General features: G+C 44.3%; 12 protein-coding genes and 1 tRNA gene. 10 read left to right on the forward strand and 3 right to left on the reverse strand.

Annotated elements, in window-relative coordinates; translation table 11 throughout:
- Positions 1-30 precede the first annotated feature (30 nt).
- Together AV939_RS02395 and rhlB are read right to left on the reverse strand one after the other, a co-directional pair.
- Positions 31-1,542 (reverse strand): Ppx/GppA phosphatase family protein, encoded by a 1,512-nt coding sequence (locus AV939_RS02395; RefSeq protein ID WP_057794267.1) that lies wholly within the window; start codon positions 1,540-1,542, stop codon positions 31-33.
- Positions 1,543-1,555: 13 nt separating this feature from the next.
- Positions 1,556-2,863: an ATP-dependent RNA helicase RhlB gene (gene rhlB / locus AV939_RS02400; RefSeq protein ID WP_057794265.1), complete on the reverse strand. Its 1,308-nt coding sequence runs from the start codon at positions 2,861-2,863 to the stop codon at positions 1,556-1,558.
- A 99-nt stretch (positions 2,864-2,962) separates the two neighbouring features.
- On the opposite strand from rhlB, the gene trxA reads away from it, so the two are divergent.
- The 4 genes from trxA to AV939_RS02420 all read left to right on the forward strand — a co-directional run bounded on the left by trxA (position 2,963) and on the right by AV939_RS02420 (position 9,171).
- Positions 2,963-3,289 carry a thioredoxin TrxA gene (gene trxA, locus AV939_RS02405; protein WP_013785606.1) on the forward strand — a complete coding sequence of 109 codons (327 nt, stop codon included), beginning with the start codon at positions 2,963-2,965 and terminating at the stop codon, positions 3,287-3,289.
- Between the two features lie 277 nt (positions 3,290-3,566).
- Positions 3,567-4,832, forward strand: coding sequence for a transcription termination factor Rho (gene rho, locus AV939_RS02410; protein ID WP_057794263.1), 1,266 nt, complete (start codon positions 3,567-3,569; stop codon positions 4,830-4,832).
- A gap of 211 nt (positions 4,833-5,043) precedes the next feature.
- Positions 5,044-6,333 (forward strand): amidohydrolase, encoded by a 1,290-nt coding sequence (locus AV939_RS02415; protein WP_057794261.1) that lies wholly within the window; start codon positions 5,044-5,046, stop codon positions 6,331-6,333.
- Between the two features lie 27 nt (positions 6,334-6,360).
- A complete protein-coding gene (locus AV939_RS02420; RefSeq protein ID WP_061996938.1) occupies positions 6,361-9,171 on the forward strand; it encodes an ATP-binding protein in 2,811 nt (936 codons plus the stop codon).
- Here AV939_RS02420 and nhaA read toward each other — a convergent pair.
- Complete coding sequence (nhaA, locus tag AV939_RS02425) at positions 9,133-10,410, reverse strand: Na+/H+ antiporter NhaA (RefSeq protein ID WP_057794257.1); 1,278 nt, start codon at positions 10,408-10,410, stop codon at positions 9,133-9,135. The genes AV939_RS02420 and nhaA overlap by 39 nt on opposite strands.
- 239 nt (positions 10,411-10,649) lie before the next feature.
- Between nhaA and purE the strand changes: the two genes are divergently transcribed.
- From purE to AV939_RS02455, 6 genes are all read left to right on the forward strand, one after another.
- Complete coding sequence (gene purE / locus AV939_RS02430; RefSeq protein WP_057794255.1) at positions 10,650-11,144, forward strand: 5-(carboxyamino)imidazole ribonucleotide mutase; 495 nt, start codon at positions 10,650-10,652, stop codon at positions 11,142-11,144.
- Positions 11,141-12,277, forward strand: a complete 1,137-nt coding sequence (locus tag AV939_RS02435; RefSeq protein WP_057794253.1) for a 5-(carboxyamino)imidazole ribonucleotide synthase — start codon at positions 11,141-11,143, stop codon at positions 12,275-12,277. The genes purE and AV939_RS02435 overlap by 4 nt, the downstream gene beginning before the upstream one ends.
- A 61-nt stretch (positions 12,278-12,338) precedes the next feature.
- A tRNA-Thr gene (locus AV939_RS02440) sits at positions 12,339-12,414 on the forward strand.
- Between the two features lie 171 nt (positions 12,415-12,585).
- Positions 12,586-13,071, forward strand: coding sequence for a copper chaperone PCu(A)C (locus AV939_RS02445; RefSeq protein WP_057794251.1), 486 nt, complete (start codon positions 12,586-12,588; stop codon positions 13,069-13,071).
- 139 nt (positions 13,072-13,210) lie between these two features.
- Positions 13,211-13,684: a Dps family protein gene (locus tag AV939_RS02450; RefSeq protein WP_013785598.1), complete on the forward strand. Its 474-nt coding sequence runs from the start codon at positions 13,211-13,213 to the stop codon at positions 13,682-13,684.
- Positions 13,685-13,713: 29 nt separating this feature from the next.
- Positions 13,714-14,847 (forward strand): PQQ-dependent sugar dehydrogenase, encoded by a 1,134-nt coding sequence (locus AV939_RS02455; protein WP_057794249.1) that lies wholly within the window; start codon positions 13,714-13,716, stop codon positions 14,845-14,847.
- Positions 14,848-14,946 lie beyond the last annotated feature (99 nt).

The following is a 14,946-nucleotide window of genomic DNA, read 5'->3' on the forward strand; positions in this document are numbered from 1 at the left end:
TTTTTTATTATTTATTTTAAGCTGCACTGACTATTTACAGATAAGTTCCCAGCCTGCTTTGTGCTGTAGCCAGCTTTCATTGGCTAATTCCGCGTTAATCAGCGGGTGAGCTTTCAGCCAGCCTTCAGGGAAGGAGACTTCCCATTTGTCACCTTCGCAGACTAAATCTACATGGGGAATATGCTTGTTTTGTCTTCGCAAACACAGCACCACAGAAATGCGCAATAACCTAAGCAACCCCAATAACATAGGCTGGGAGTCATCGTGGTAATTGCTAAAGGCATCAGCTGGAATGGTTAATCTATGATGGGCAACAAGGTCTCGGATGGCCGCCCGCTGCAAGCGTGTAAAGCCAGGTAAATCGATAAAAGACAGAATATAAGCACCGTGCTCATGATGTTTTTTGTACTCTATATGCAAGCCGGTTTCATGAAGTAGTGCCGCTGCACCTAAAATAGCTTCGGTATCAAGATGGCAGATGTTTTGTTGTGAACATAGCTGCGAACATAACTGCGTTGCCACGCTTTTTACTGAATTCGCTTGGGCTTTATCGATGTGGTATCGCGCCATTGTTTGGTTTAGCGTTTGGTCGCGACGATCATTTTCCTGCATGTTATCTAACATGCCGTAAATCAGTCCTTCGCGAAGTGCACCGCCAGAAATATTCATATTTTTAATGGCTAACGCTTCAAACAAGCTAATTAAAATGGCTAAGCCGGAAGGAAAAATCGCCTTGCGATTTTCTTCTAAACCTTCAATGTTAAGCTGGCTAATTTCACCGCATTCAACACATTGTTTTTCTAGGTGATGAAGGTAATCAAGTCGTATTGAGTCGCTAATTCCCTGTGCCACCAATATTTCAGTAATGGCCTGCGGCGTGCCAGAGGCACCTAAGCAATTTTCCCAATCAAAGCAAAGAAAGGCGTCTGCAACGGGTGAAAGTAACGCTTTCGCGGCTTTTTTCGCATTCTCGAAGTTTTCAGTGGTAATCTTACCGCCATCGAAATAGCGTTCCATAAAGGTTACGCATCCCATATCCAAGCTTTTTAAGTGAATGGGTTGCATGTCGTTACCAATAACAATTTCAGTACTGGCACCGCCGATATCTATGACTAAGCTGTTGCCTTGATTTGCCGAGGTATAGGCTACGCCAAGATAAATCTGACGTGCTTCTTCCTCACCGCTTATCACGTTGAGTTTATGCTTAAGAATTTGCTCGGCTTTCCCAATAAACACTTGGGCATTAGTAGCAAGACGTAAGGTAGCGGTAGCCACTACCTTAATATTTGAAGGAGGAATATCTTGTAACCGTTCGGAAAAGGTTTGCAGGCATTGCCAACCACGTTCCATGCTCATTTCATCTAGTGCAAAGTCGTCATCCAACCCTGCCGCTAAACGTACTTTCTGTTTCACCTTGCCAATGATCTGAACACTACCATTAACAACGTGAACAATGACCATGTGAAAGCTATTAGAGCCTAAGTCTACAGCGGCGTAATACTCGCCATAGCTTTCAGAGTCGTGCTGAAGTTCTGCCTGCATATTGTCTCGAATGTTAGTTACTGTTTCCGCGATTAGACGGTTTACCTCTATTTCCACCGCTGTTACCACGACCTTTACCATTACCACGTCGAGACGAGTTTCTCGTGTTTGGCGTGCGTCTGCGTCTAGCTTTAGGCGCATTAACGTCATCAAGTAAGGCACTAGCATCGTAGTCAGTCACAGGGATTGCTTGTTGAATATACTGCTCAATCGCAGGTAAATTCAATGCATATTTTTCACATGCAAAACTAATCGCAATACCGCTTTGACCAGCACGACCGGTTCGACCAATACGGTGAACATAGTCTTCTGCATCGTCAGGTAAATCGTAGTTAAACACATGGGTGACAGAATCAATATGTAAGCCACGTGCGGCAACATCCGTAGCCACTAAAATGTCTAGCTTACCTTTGGTAAAGTCTTCCAATATACCTAAGCGTTTTTTCTGTGGTACATCACCGCTTAATAAGCCAACACGATGACCATCGGCAGTAAGCCAGTCGGTCACGCGCTCACAGCTGTATTTGGTATTAGCAAACACAATGGCTTTATCTGGCCATTCTTCTTCAAATAATGAAAGAAGCAGTAGCATCTTGTCATCATCAGAAGGATAGAACAGCTCTTGCGATACCCGAGTCGCCGTCGTTTGCTCTGGCGCAACTTGAACGTGAGTCGGGTTGTTCATGTGCTCGTAAGCGAGTTCTTGAACGCGATAACTAAGTGTAGCGGAAAACAGCATACTTAGACGTTCTGTAGCAGGCGGCAAGCGACGGAACAAAAAGCGGATATCTTTAATAAAGCCTAAATCGAACATACGATCGGCTTCATCAAGTACGGCAACTTGAATATTATTCAAGGTAAACACGTTCTGTTTGTAATAATCCAGAATGCGTCCTGTCGTACCAATAATAATATCTACCCCTTCTTCTAGGGTTTCCCGTTGACTTTGGTAACCTTCGCCCCCATAAATCAATCCAAGCGATAAACCGGTATGCTCACTGAGCAGTTTGGCATCGTTGAAAATCTGAACGGCTAACTCTCTCGTTGGTGCCATTATTATGGCTCGAGGGCCTTTTGATTTGCTGTTCTCGTCATTATCTGCTTTGCTTAGCAAATAATGAAAAGTAGCAACCAAGAAGGCAATAGTTTTACCTGTACCCGTTTGAGCTTGTCCGGCAATATCTAAGCCTTCAAGTAACGGAGGCAGAGATAACGCCTGTATTGGTGTACAATTATTGAAATTTGCCGCCGTTAAGGCGTCAACAACCTTGCTATTAATCGGCAGGTCGGAAAAATGAGTATCAGTTAAGTGAGTAGGCATAGCTTATAGCTTATCAGTGCTTGCATTAAAAACGGTTTCTATATAACACTTATGGTAGAGCTGAAACAAATCAGCGACCGACCAAAAATGGAGAAAAGAATGAGCGACAAAATTATCCAGTTATCTGACGATAAATTCGAAGCAGATGTTATCAATGCTGAAGGTCCTGTACTGGTTGACTTTTGGGCCGAGTGGTGTGGCCCCTGTAAAATGATCGCGCCAATCTTAGAAGAAGTTGCGAACGAGTTTGAAGGCAAGTTAACAGTTGGCAAGTTGAATGTCGATGAAAATAACGAAACTCCACCTAAATATGGTATTCGTGGTATTCCTACATTACTACTTTTCAAAAACGGTAACGTAGCGGCAACGAAAGTAGGTGCGTTATCTAAAACTCAGCTAGCTGAGTTCTTAAACGAAAATCTTTAGTAAGATAGCAGTATAGAAAAAACCGGTGGCCTAGCTACCGGTTTTTTATTTACCCATGAAAATAAGCAGTAGCAACGTCTACAACAGCGTGAATACAAGTTATTTAACAATTGGCGAGTAAAACGCTGGACGTTGATTAATTTTAGTGCTAACTTTTCTTAAGCGCTCACCCGAGCAGCATTCTGCTTAGCCTCTATTCAGGCATAATCAAATCAAAAATTAGAACAGAGTGACTACCAGTCCTGTAAGCAAACCCCAAGCACAAAGACCCACCAGTATGAATTTAACAGAATTAAAGAACAAACCAATTAGCGAATTAGTCGCCATGTCCGAAGAAATGGGCCTGGAAAATATGGCTCGCGCTAGAAAACAAGACATCATATTCTCGATACTGAAATCGCATGCGAAAGGCGGCGAAGATATTTTCGGTGACGGGGTTCTGGAAATTTTACAGGACGGTTTTGGTTTCTTGCGTTCAGCAGACTCTTCGTATTTAGCTGGGCCTGATGATATTTACGTATCACCAAGCCAAATTCGCCGATTTAACTTGCGAACGGGCGATACCATTTCTGGTAAAATCCGCCCGCCAAAAGACAGTGAGCGATATTTTGCCCTGTTAAAAATCCGCGAAGTAAACTTCGACAAGCCTGAAAACTCCCGTAATAAAATCCTCTTCGAAAACCTTACTCCTCTACATGCTGCATCTCGTATGCGTATGGAACGTGGTAATGGTTCAACAGAAGATATTACGGCGCGTGTATTAGACCTAGCCTCACCAATTGGTAAAGGGCAACGTGGTCTTATCGTTGCACCACCTAAAGCCGGTAAAACCCTTTTACTTCAGAATATCGCGCAATCTATTGCAGCGAATCACCCTGAAGCTGAATTGATGGTATTGCTTATCGACGAACGTCCAGAAGAAGTAACAGAAATGCATCGCCTAGTACAAGGCGAAGTGGTTGCGTCAACGTTCGATGAACCTGCAAGCCGTCACGTTCAGGTAGCTGAAATGGTTATCGAAAAAGCGAAACGCTTAGTTGAGCACAAGAAAGATGTCGTTATCTTACTTGATTCAATTACTCGTTTAGCACGTGCTTATAACACGGTAATTCCTTCATCAGGAAAAGTACTTACCGGTGGTGTTGATGCTAATGCACTGCACAAGCCTAAGCGCTTCTTTGGTGCTGCACGAAACGTTGAAGAAGGCGGTAGCTTAACAATTATCGCGACAGCACTTATCGATACAGGCTCTAAAATGGATGAAGTTATCTATGAAGAGTTTAAAGGTACCGGTAACATGGAATTACACTTAAATCGTAAGATTGCTGAAAAGCGTGTATTCCCAGCCATCGACTTCAACCGTTCAGGTACCCGTCGTGAAGAGCTATTAACGTCACAAGAAGAACTACAGAAAATGTGGATCTTACGTAAAATTGTGCACGAGATGTCAGAGATTGATGCCATAGAGTTCCTTATTAATAAACTCGCTATGACTAAGACTAACGATGAGTTCTTCAACGCGATGAAGCGTCAAAAGAGCTAACCCGTTTTTATAGAAAAAGCGCCTCAGGGCGCTTTTTTTGTGCCCGCATTTCACTACCCACTTAATCGAAATAATTCTTATTATACTTCTGTCTAATGTTCACTGGCCATTGAATAGGTTATTTTCAGAAGTCACACCGCAATTGGTACTCGTATTTTTTAGCTACCAGATAGTTTATTCTGGCGTTTTACTCTACAACGGAATAGATGTTATGTATCGAAAGTTACTCTCGCTCGCTGTGGCAAGTTGTGCCACTTTTGCCTTTGCACAAGTTGATGTTGATGCATTGGCTACAGAAGTAGAGCCAGACGTTATTGAATGGCGCCACCACTTTCACGAATTCCCTGAACTTTCTAATCGTGAATTTAATACCGCAAAATACGTAGCAGACTACCTAACATCGCTAGGTCTAGAAGTTGAAACCGGCGTAGCCAGCACAGGCGTAGTTGCGATACTCGATAGCGGCAAACCAGGCCCTGTTGTAGCGCTTCGTGCAGATATGGACGGTTTACCGGTTAAAGAGCAGGGGGATTTATCCTACCGCTCTACCCAAATGGGTGAATACAACGGACAAGAAGTGCCTGTTATGCATGCTTGTGGACACGATACGCACATGGCCATGCTAATGGGAGCGGCAAAAATACTGACCAGCATTAAAGGCGAACTTAAGGGTAAAGTGAAGTTCATCTTTCAACCTGCTGAGGAGGGTGCACCTGCTGGTGAGACCGGTGGTGCTGAAGTCATGGTCAAAGAAGGGGTGCTTAAAAACCCTGATGTAGACGTTATCTTCGGGTTACATATCAGTTCGAATACTGATGTGGGCACAGTACGTTACAATTCTGGTGGCACTATGGCTGCAGTAGACCCGTTTAAAATTGTTATTCACGGTAAGCAAGCCCATGGCGCATACCCGTGGAAAAGTGTCGACCCAGTGGTAACTGCGGCGCAAATGATCATGTCTATTCAAACCATTGTTAGTCGTGAACTTAAGCTTATTGATGATGCTGCTGTGGTTTCTATTGGCTCAATTCATGGTGGAAATCGCTCTAACATTATTCCTAATGAAGTAGAGATGGTTGGTACCATTCGTACCCTTAACAAAGCCGCTCGTGAACACATTTACGAAGCGCTTCCGCGTAAAGTGAATGCTATCGCCGAGAGCATGGGCGCCAAAGCCGAACTTACGCTTCCTTTAGATTACTACTATCCCATTACCTATAACGACCCTGCACTTACGCAAGCCATGGTACCGACCATGCAACGTACCGCAGGGGCTGAAAATGCCATCGTTTCGAAGCCGGTTACCGGTGCGGAAGACTTTTCCTTTTTCCAAGAAAAAGTACCAGGTTTGTACGTATGGGTTGGTGGGAAGCCACTGGATGTTTCCGAGCAAGATAGTCCTGCTCACCACACTCCTGAATTTTACGTAGACGATTCGGGTATGAAATTAGGTGTAAAACTACTGACTAACTTTACGTTAGATTACATGGCGCAACACTAATCATGGTGATGCCAGAGGGGGGCGTTGTTGTACGATAAACACCGGTGGTCATTAACTCTGGTATTACACCTGTTACTTGTAGTGGTTGTAGGTAGTGCTCTAAACGCAGTACCTGCGCCATTTGATAGCAGCGGTATTGCTGTATTCGGTGTAGGGGTTGGTGTATACGCGGCACTACGGTTCCCCCCTATCGTCGCCATTCCTATTGCGTTAATTATCTGCGTCCCCTTATGGCTCACTCACGGCAGTATTGTGGGGAAAGAAAGCCTGTCTTTACTGCCTATCGTAGTAAGCTTATTTGGGTATAAAAAATCCCTGAGCCGAGTAATTAAAGTTGGTGCTGGGTTTTGGTCGCTTATTTTCCTACCCATTCTATTGTTAGAGCACGCACTTTACGAAGCCGACCAGCCTACAATGATGTTTTCTGGGGTGCTTGTTACGTGGGTAAGTGGCGTTTTTGGGCTTATTTCTGGGCACTTTGTCTTCCTAGCGAATAAAGGGCTTAAACACACCAATACGGGTTCGCAAGAAAGAGTCTCACTGCATTTTCTGTTCAGCTATTTTTTCTCAGGTTGTTTTTTTGCCGCTTCCATGGCGGTGGTGTATTTATCTGTAGCGCTTTATCAAGACGATCAAGAAGCGCAAATTGTTCGCTACATGCATCAACGTGTTGCGGTATTAGAACAACAGTTGTCTGATTTTATTGGGCAACACCAAAAAGCGATAGCTGTTGCCTCGCAATCACTATCCACGCCCTATGCCATTGAGAAGTTGGAAGAGGCTAGCAGCAATCAGCTTTCAGTTTTAGCTGCGCACTACCCCGAATTCATCACATTTTTAGTGGCCGACGAAAATGGAAATATCACCCACTCTTATCCACCCGGGCTGCTAAATAAAGCGCAGGCCGTCGGGGCTGCCAATGTGGCTTACCGTCCTTATTTTTATCAGGCAATGGAAACGGGCGGGCCGTACCTTTCAGATGTTTTCCAAGGCAAAGGCTTTGGAAACGATGCTATTGTTGCCATGTCTTCACCTATTATTAATGAATATGGCGTGCCTATTGGCATCGTGGAGGGCTCATTATCCCTTCGAAGCTTCTCTACAGTAGATGCCCTTAACCTCGATGGTTTTTCGCTTTTACTCGAAGATGCTAAAGGCGAGGTTATCTACGCGTCAGATGCGTTGGGCTTAAAACCACTGAACAAAGCGCCTACGTATTTATGCGATGGTGAGTGCGATATAAAAATTGAAGACGGACCGCTTAACAAGCAGTGGCTGAGGCTAGAAGGTCAGCTGCCTACCGCAAATTGGCACGTTAGCTATTACTACGATTATCGACGTTTATTGTCAGTAATGAGTGGGTATTTATTGACTGATTTATTGCTGTTACTTGTCTTGTCTGTATTTGGTACGTTTATGGGCTCTGTGGTGGCACGAATGATAGAGTCTCCCATTCGCAGGCTCATACGTTATATCGCCAATTTTACCCCTTCAGAAGTGCGCAGAGAGCCAACCTTGGCGGGGAGTACATTGCATATTCAGGAGCTCGCCTCACTTAATGACGAGTTCAGCAGCTTAGAAGGGCGCTTAGTCGACGCATTTAAAGCCCTTGAATTCGCTCGGTCTAAAGAACAAGCGTTAAATGTAGAGCTTGCTGGTTTCAATCATAGCTTAGAAAATAAGATAGAAGAGAAAACGCGACATTTGGCTACGGCGCTTGATGAAGCAAAAGCGGCAAGCGTAGCTAAAACCCAGTTTTTAGCCAATATGAGCCATGAGATTCGTACCCCGATGAATGGCATTATTGGGTCGTGTGAATTAATGATGGAATTACCCTTACCTGACGGGGCACGCCATAGAACGGAAACTATTTCCACTTCTGCCAGCCACCTATTAATGATCCTTGATAGTATTTTAGATTGGTCGAAAATTGAATCTGGTAAAATGTTGCTAGATAAGCGTAGTGTTTCCGTTGAGCAAACCATCGATGCATGCAGTGTGCTTTACGAGCGAAGCGCAAGTAAGAAGGGCATTTCGATTAACGTGAATATTGATGAAAACGTGCCAAAAGCGGTTATTACCGATGGTGGCAAGCTAAGCCAAATCATTAATAACTTGGTTAGTAATGCGATTAAGTTTACTCACCAAGGCGTCATTTTAATAGAGGCCAAGTATAGCCAAGGCAAGCTATCTTGTTCGGTTACTGATACAGGCATTGGCATACCAGCGGAAAAAATAGAGAGTATATTCGACCAATTTGAACAGGCTGATGCCTCGATAACCCGTGACTATGGTGGGACTGGATTGGGCTTAGCCATTACCAAAGGGTTAGTAGAGCTACTTGGTGGCAGTATTTCAGTAGACAGTAATGAAGGCACGGGAACCACCTTTTGCTTTAGTTTTCCGTGTGAGAAAGGCGATACGCAAGAAGCTTCATCCAATGTAAAAGCCCAGTCTTTACCAAGTACGTTACGAGTATTGCTTGCTGAAGACAATGATGTAAATGCTAATATCGTGATGGATATGCTTGGCTCTGTTGGCGTTAAACGCTTTAGGGCTAAAAATGGTATGGAAGCGATAGAGGCCGCAACTCGTCATGCATTTGATGTAATTTTGATGGATTACCAAATGCCCGTTATGGATGGGCTTACTGCCTCGAAACACATTCGCCAACAAGCTAAAAATAAAGACAAGGTAATCATTATTGCATTAACGGCAAATGCTTATGCAGATGATAAGGCGGCATGTCTAGCCGCCGGTATGAATGCACATTTAAGCAAACCAATTAGAAAGCAGGTGTTAATCGACAGTATTGCCCGTGAACTTGCTCGCGTTTGAGGCTACTTTACCTTTGTTGTTAACCGGTTTGTTGCCTACCATATACAATACGATGTAACCCAAGGTTGCCGATACAACTGAACCGGCCAAAATACCTACTCGCTCGTCAAAAATCTGATTAATACCCGTTTCTTCAAAAGCTAAACCACCAATAAACAAGCTCATGGTAAAGCCCACACCACACAGTAGTGCACAACCGTAAATATGTTTTAAGTTAAGATCATCAGGCAAGGTTGCAAGTTTGAGCTTAATCATCAAAAAGCAAAAGCCAAAAACGCCAACCTGCTTACCGAGAACCAAGCCTAAAAATATGCCAAAGGTGACGGGGTGAAAAATACCCTCGGGGCTAATATTACCGAAGCTTATCCCTGCATTTGCGAAAGCGAACAGGGGTAAAATGGCGAAGCTCACCGTGCTATTTAAGCTACGCTCTAAGCGCGTAACCGGTGAATAGGTTTCATCCTTACTGTCTCGCATAGGAATAAAGGCCGCTAATATCACGCCTGCTAGCGTGGCATGCACCCCAGACTTGAGCATGGCGACCCATAAAATAATGCCCACCATCATATAAGCAGGAATATCAACCACGTTGCGCCTGTTCATTTGCCATAACAGCAGTAAGCACGCCGCTGCTACCATCAGTGCTCCCATAGTGATGTGGTTGGTATAGAAAATCGCAATGATCACAATAGCGCCAATATCATCAATAATGGCCAAGGTGACTAAGAAAATCTTAAGGCTAGTGGGTACTCGGCTTCCTAATAACGCCAAAATACCTAACGCAAAAGCAATATCGGTTGCCGCTGGAATTGCCCAACCGGCAATTGCCACAGGGTTGTCCCAGTTAATGCCTACGTAAATGAGGGCCGGTAAAAGCATGCCGCCAATTGCACCGGTGGCAGGTAATACAATGTCTTTGGGATTTGATAGCTCGCCTTCGCATATTTCACGCTTTAGCTCTAACCCAACATGAAAGAAGAAAACGGCCATAAAGCCATCGTTAATCCATAGCAATAAGGGTTTATCAATCGCCCACGTACCTGCTGAAATTTGTACTGGAAGGCTGATTAGTTGGTCGTAGAGGTGATCAATAGGGGAGTTGGCAATGATAAGCGCCAGTACAGTAGCAATCATCAGTAAAATGCCAGGGGCAGCTTCCCGATTAAGAAAATCCGATACTACAACCTGCACTTCTTCAAAAACTTCATCAATTTTGTCTGTTTCATGCGCTTTCGACATTATCGATACCTCCGTTTACCCTAGCCTAAAAAGCTATAACCAGCCAAATAACCACGGGTAGTCGTAAAGAGCACCAAGTGGCATTAGAAGGATTAACTATTTGTAATTATATAGGGGTTTTACGAAAATGAAGGCCTCGCTAGATCACTTACGGCTAATATGTGGGATTTGTTGGCGATTTAGGCTACAATCGCGGGCTTTTCCGGTTATCCAATTTACCTATCTCAGAGGATTTCTAGATGGCAAAAGTCGCAATAGTTATGGGCTCAACTTCAGACTGGCCTACCATGCAACAAGCAGCAAAAATGCTGAAGTCGTTTGGTGTTGAATTCGACGCAAAAGTGGTGTCAGCACACAGAACGCCAAACTTGTTGGTTGAATTTGCTGAAGGTGCAGCAGATGAAGGCTTTAGTGCCATTATTGCTGGCGCAGGTGGTGCAGCACACTTACCGGGTATGATTGCTGCGCACACGCACTTGCCAGTATTCGGTTGCCCAGTAAAATCTAAAGCATTAAGCGGTCTTGATTCCCTGTTATCAATTGTACAAATGCCTAAAGGCGTTGCGGTTGGCACATTAGCCATCGGCGAAGCGGGTGCAGCCAATGCAGGCTTGCTAGCGGCGCAAGTGGTGGCACTGCAAGATACTAACGTACGCGATGCGGTTATTGCCTTTCGACAGCAGCAAACTGAGACGGTGTTGGCTTCAAGCAACACTTTGGAGCTTGACGAATGAGAGTAGTCGTTTACGGTGCAGGCCAATTGGCGCAAATGATGTATTTGGCGGGCAGTCCGCTTGGCATTGAAGTGCTGGCTGTCGACGTAAACAACGATACTGTCGTGCACCCAGTAAGTAAAACTCCCCTGGATACTTCTTTAGATCAAGCCTTAGAAGGTGCTGACGCACTTACGGTAGAATTTGAGCATGTGCCCGAACACTTACTCGAAGAAGCCACCAAAACGGGCAAGTTAATGCCCAGTATTGAAAGTATTTTAGTTGGCGCTGATAGAGTGCGAGAGAAAGCATTGCTTGAGGGCATGAAGGTTGCTAACAGTGCGCACCGCATAGTTACCCATCTAGATCAGCTCGATGAATGCATTGAAGCGTTGGGCGAGAAGCTTATTCTAAAATCCAGTCGAGATGGCTACGATGGTTATGGGCAGTGGCGATTAGCCAATAAAGATGAGTTACCAGAGCTTAAACGAGCCTTAGCGACTTTAAATTTAGAGAAAGTGCCTCTTGTAGTAGAGAAGATGGTGCCTTTTGAGCGTGAACTTTCTTTAATAGGCGTACGTAATAAGCAAGGTGATGTGCGTACATACCCGCTTGCTGAAAACTTACATTATCAAGGCCAACTTCATGTTTCGGTTGCCCCGGCTACCCATGTTGACGATGTGCTTCAAGCTAAAGCTCACGATATTTTTGTGAAACTGGCTGAAGGCATGGACTATATCGGCGTGTTAGCGGTTGAATTGTTCCAATGTGGTGATGAACTCTTAGTTAATGAACTTGCGCCTAGAGTGCATAACTCTGGTCATTGGAGTCAATCGGGTGCAGTAACCAGCCAATTTGAAAATCATCTTCGCGCAATTTGTGGTTTACCTTTAGGTGACACATCGGCTATTGGCCCAAGCGCAATGATAAATATTATTGGCTGCAGTAGTTTTTCAAGAGAACTTTTGAGTATTGATGGCAGTCATTTGCACTGGTATGGAAAATCGGTGCGTGAAAAGCGCAAGATGGGTCATATCAATGTCACCACTGACAGCTACACAAAACTGGGCGAAAAATTACACGATTTGAGTCAATATTTGCCATTAGAGTACTTTCCTAAACTGATTGGCGAGGCAAAACGTTTAAAAGGTTGACAACCTTTTAATTGTGGCTATTATACGCATCCGCTGTTAACCCAGCGGGTGTGAAAAGTGTGCCGACTTAGCTCAGTTGGTAGAGCAACTGACTTGTAATCAGTAGGTCGCCAGTTCGATTCCGGCAGTCGGCACCATTCTTTCACACTAAAGCCTTCACGCAGTTTTTTTATCTAGTGCTTTCTAAGTTAACTCCCTCGTTATCGTTTTTCCCTTTCGGGATACATTTCCAGTTTTTCTATATTTTCTTCTTTATTAAATAAACCTACCGTACACTAGCAGCCAGTTTTTATTTTGGAAGCGGCGGTATGACACCTAATACTCACTCATTATCCTTTAAGTTACTTGCCTTGTTTATGTTTGCGCTGACCGCGTGCAGCGTTCAAGCTACGCACCCTATTTCTATTAGCGACGGTTACGCTCGCGCCACGTTCCCCATGGCACAATCTGCAGCCCTTTACTTCACTTTGCATAATGAAAGCGACACTCCGGCTAAATTAACGGGTGTAACGGTGAGCGGTGATATTGCCAGCGACGCGCAAATTCATACTACCGAAATGAGCGATGACATGATGCGTATGCGAGAAGTAAAAGAAGGTATAGACATTGCGCCAAATGAGTCACTTTCCTTTACGTCTGGCGGTTATCACGTGATGTTGTTGGGATTAGAAAAAGGGCTGGTTGAAGGAAGTAGTGTGTCATTGACCTTGTCTTTCGATAACGCCGCTAATTACACCGTAGAATTGCCGGTTAAAGGAATGGGTAAAGAAGCCGGCCATCGGCATCATCATTGAAGTAAATCGTTAAAGTAGATGTGTACAATCGTTAAAATTATAATCCAAATCAATATTCTTAGAGTATCATTAAGGTAAGATTTGAATGGTATTCCCCATTCTAAATTAGTGAATTAGTTGCTAACCCAAGGAGAGATATATGAGCAAGATTGATATCGGCATTTCAGAAGAAGATCGTAATGCGGTGGCTGAAGGCCTTAAAAAACTATTAGCAGATTCTTACACGCTCTATCTACAAACCCATAACTTCCATTGGAATGTAGAAGGCCCACAGTTTAGACAACTACATTTGATGTTTGAAGAGCAATACACAGAGCTTGCAGAAGCCGTAGATGAAATTGCAGAGCGTATTCGTACACTTGGTGTATCAGCGCCAGGTACTTACAAGTCGTTCGCTGAACTAAGCGCAATTGACGAAGTGGAAGGCGTACCTGAAGCATCAGAAATGGTGGCTTTACTGACTCACGGTCATGAGCAAGTGGTTAAGACATCACGTGATTCACTTAAGTTAGCGCAAGACGCAGACGATGAGTCTTCTGCTGCACTTATTGGCGATCGTATGCGCGTTCACGAAAAGTCTGCTTGGATGCTTCGCGCAATGTTGGCAAAATAAGCCGGAATATACTTCACGGCGGAAAAATTATGACACGCACTATAGTAAATGTGCTGTCTGTTTGTACATTAACGCTGGCTGGGGCAACTCAGCCAGCGTTTTCGCAACAAGCAGACGCTAAAACTCCCACAAATGAAAATCTTGTCGTTACTGAATTAGCACAAGGGTTAGTTCACCCTTGGGGAATGACCTTCCTACCTAATGGCGATATGTTAGTTACCGAACGCGAGGGTGGCATTAGGCGCCTAAGTCAATCTGGTGAACTATCGCCGCGCTTGTCAAATGTGCCTAAGGTAGAAGCGAACAATCAGGGTGGTATGTTAGATATTGCTATCGATCCTGAATTTGAAACTAACAACACGGTTTATTTTTGTTTCAGCCAACCTGGTGAAGGTGGAAGCAGCAGTAGTGTTGCCAAAGCCACGCTAAACGGTAACACGCTGGCAAATGTAGAAACTATTTTTAGTGCCGCGCCACTAATTGACAACGGCTTTCACTTTGGTTGTCGTTTAGCGTTTGATGCCAACAAGCAATTGTTTATCACCTTGGGTGACCGTTATAAATACATGAAGGAAGCACAAAATACCGATAACCATTTCGGTACTATTGTGCGCATTAATCGCGATGGCAGTGTGCCTAGCGATAATCCTTTTACTGACGGTAAGGCCCCTGAAATCTATAGCTACGGCCACCGAAATGTTCAAGGCATTACCATTCACCCTGAAACCGGTGAAGTATGGGCAATGGAGCACGGACCCAAAGGCGGTGATGAAGTTAACTTGCTGTCTAAAGGTGCCAACTACGGTTGGCCTGTCATTACCTATGGTATTGATTACAGCGGCGACATTATCAGTGATAAAACCCATATGGACGGTATGGAGCAGCCAGTACTTTACTGGGACCCTTCTATTGCCCCAAGCGGTATGGCGTTCTACCAAGGTGACTTGTTTCCACAGTGGAACGGAGATTTGTTGGTAGGCTCGTTAAAGTTCACGCATTTACGACGTATCGAGATGGATGGCGGTAAACCTGGGGAGCAGCATGAATATATGCGTGATAACCAAGCCCGTATTCGTGATGTAGAAGTTGGGCCTAACGGTGCTATTTATCTGCTAACAGATGCCACCAACGGTAAAGTATTAAAACTTACCCCCGCCAAGTAAATGGTAGGCGTAATCTTATTTTTAGTGTGTTGAAAGCGACTAGATTTTAAAATTCAAAAAGCCAGCGTACAGGGGGTTATTTCACTGTGTACGTCTGGC

This window comes from Alteromonas sp. Mac1 (assembly GCF_001562125.1).
Classification (GTDB): domain Bacteria; phylum Pseudomonadota; class Gammaproteobacteria; order Enterobacterales; family Alteromonadaceae; genus Alteromonas; species Alteromonas stellipolaris.

Coding starts and splice junctions, on each gene's coding strand:
- AV939_RS02445 (WP_057794251.1), top strand. CDS start 12,586: ATGACACCTAATACTCACTCATTATCCTTTAAGTTACTTGCCTTGTTT.
- rho (WP_057794263.1), top strand. CDS start 3,567: ATGAATTTAACAGAATTAAAGAACAAACCAATTAGCGAATTAGTCGCC.
- AV939_RS02435 (WP_057794253.1), top strand. CDS start 11,141: ATGAGAGTAGTCGTTTACGGTGCAGGCCAATTGGCGCAAATGATGTAT.
- AV939_RS02395 (WP_057794267.1), bottom strand. CDS start 1,542: ATGCAGGCAGAACTTCAGCACGACTCTGAAAGCTATGGCGAGTATTAC.
- AV939_RS02450 (WP_013785598.1), top strand. CDS start 13,211: ATGAGCAAGATTGATATCGGCATTTCAGAAGAAGATCGTAATGCGGTG.
- trxA (WP_013785606.1), top strand. CDS start 2,963: ATGAGCGACAAAATTATCCAGTTATCTGACGATAAATTCGAAGCAGAT.
- purE (WP_057794255.1), top strand. CDS start 10,650: ATGGCAAAAGTCGCAATAGTTATGGGCTCAACTTCAGACTGGCCTACC.
- nhaA (WP_057794257.1), bottom strand. CDS start 10,410: ATGTCGAAAGCGCATGAAACAGACAAAATTGATGAAGTTTTTGAAGAA.
- rhlB (WP_057794265.1), bottom strand. CDS start 2,863: ATGCCTACTCACTTAACTGATACTCATTTTTCCGACCTGCCGATTAAT.
- AV939_RS02415 (WP_057794261.1), top strand. CDS start 5,044: ATGTATCGAAAGTTACTCTCGCTCGCTGTGGCAAGTTGTGCCACTTTT.
- AV939_RS02455 (WP_057794249.1), top strand. CDS start 13,714: ATGACACGCACTATAGTAAATGTGCTGTCTGTTTGTACATTAACGCTG.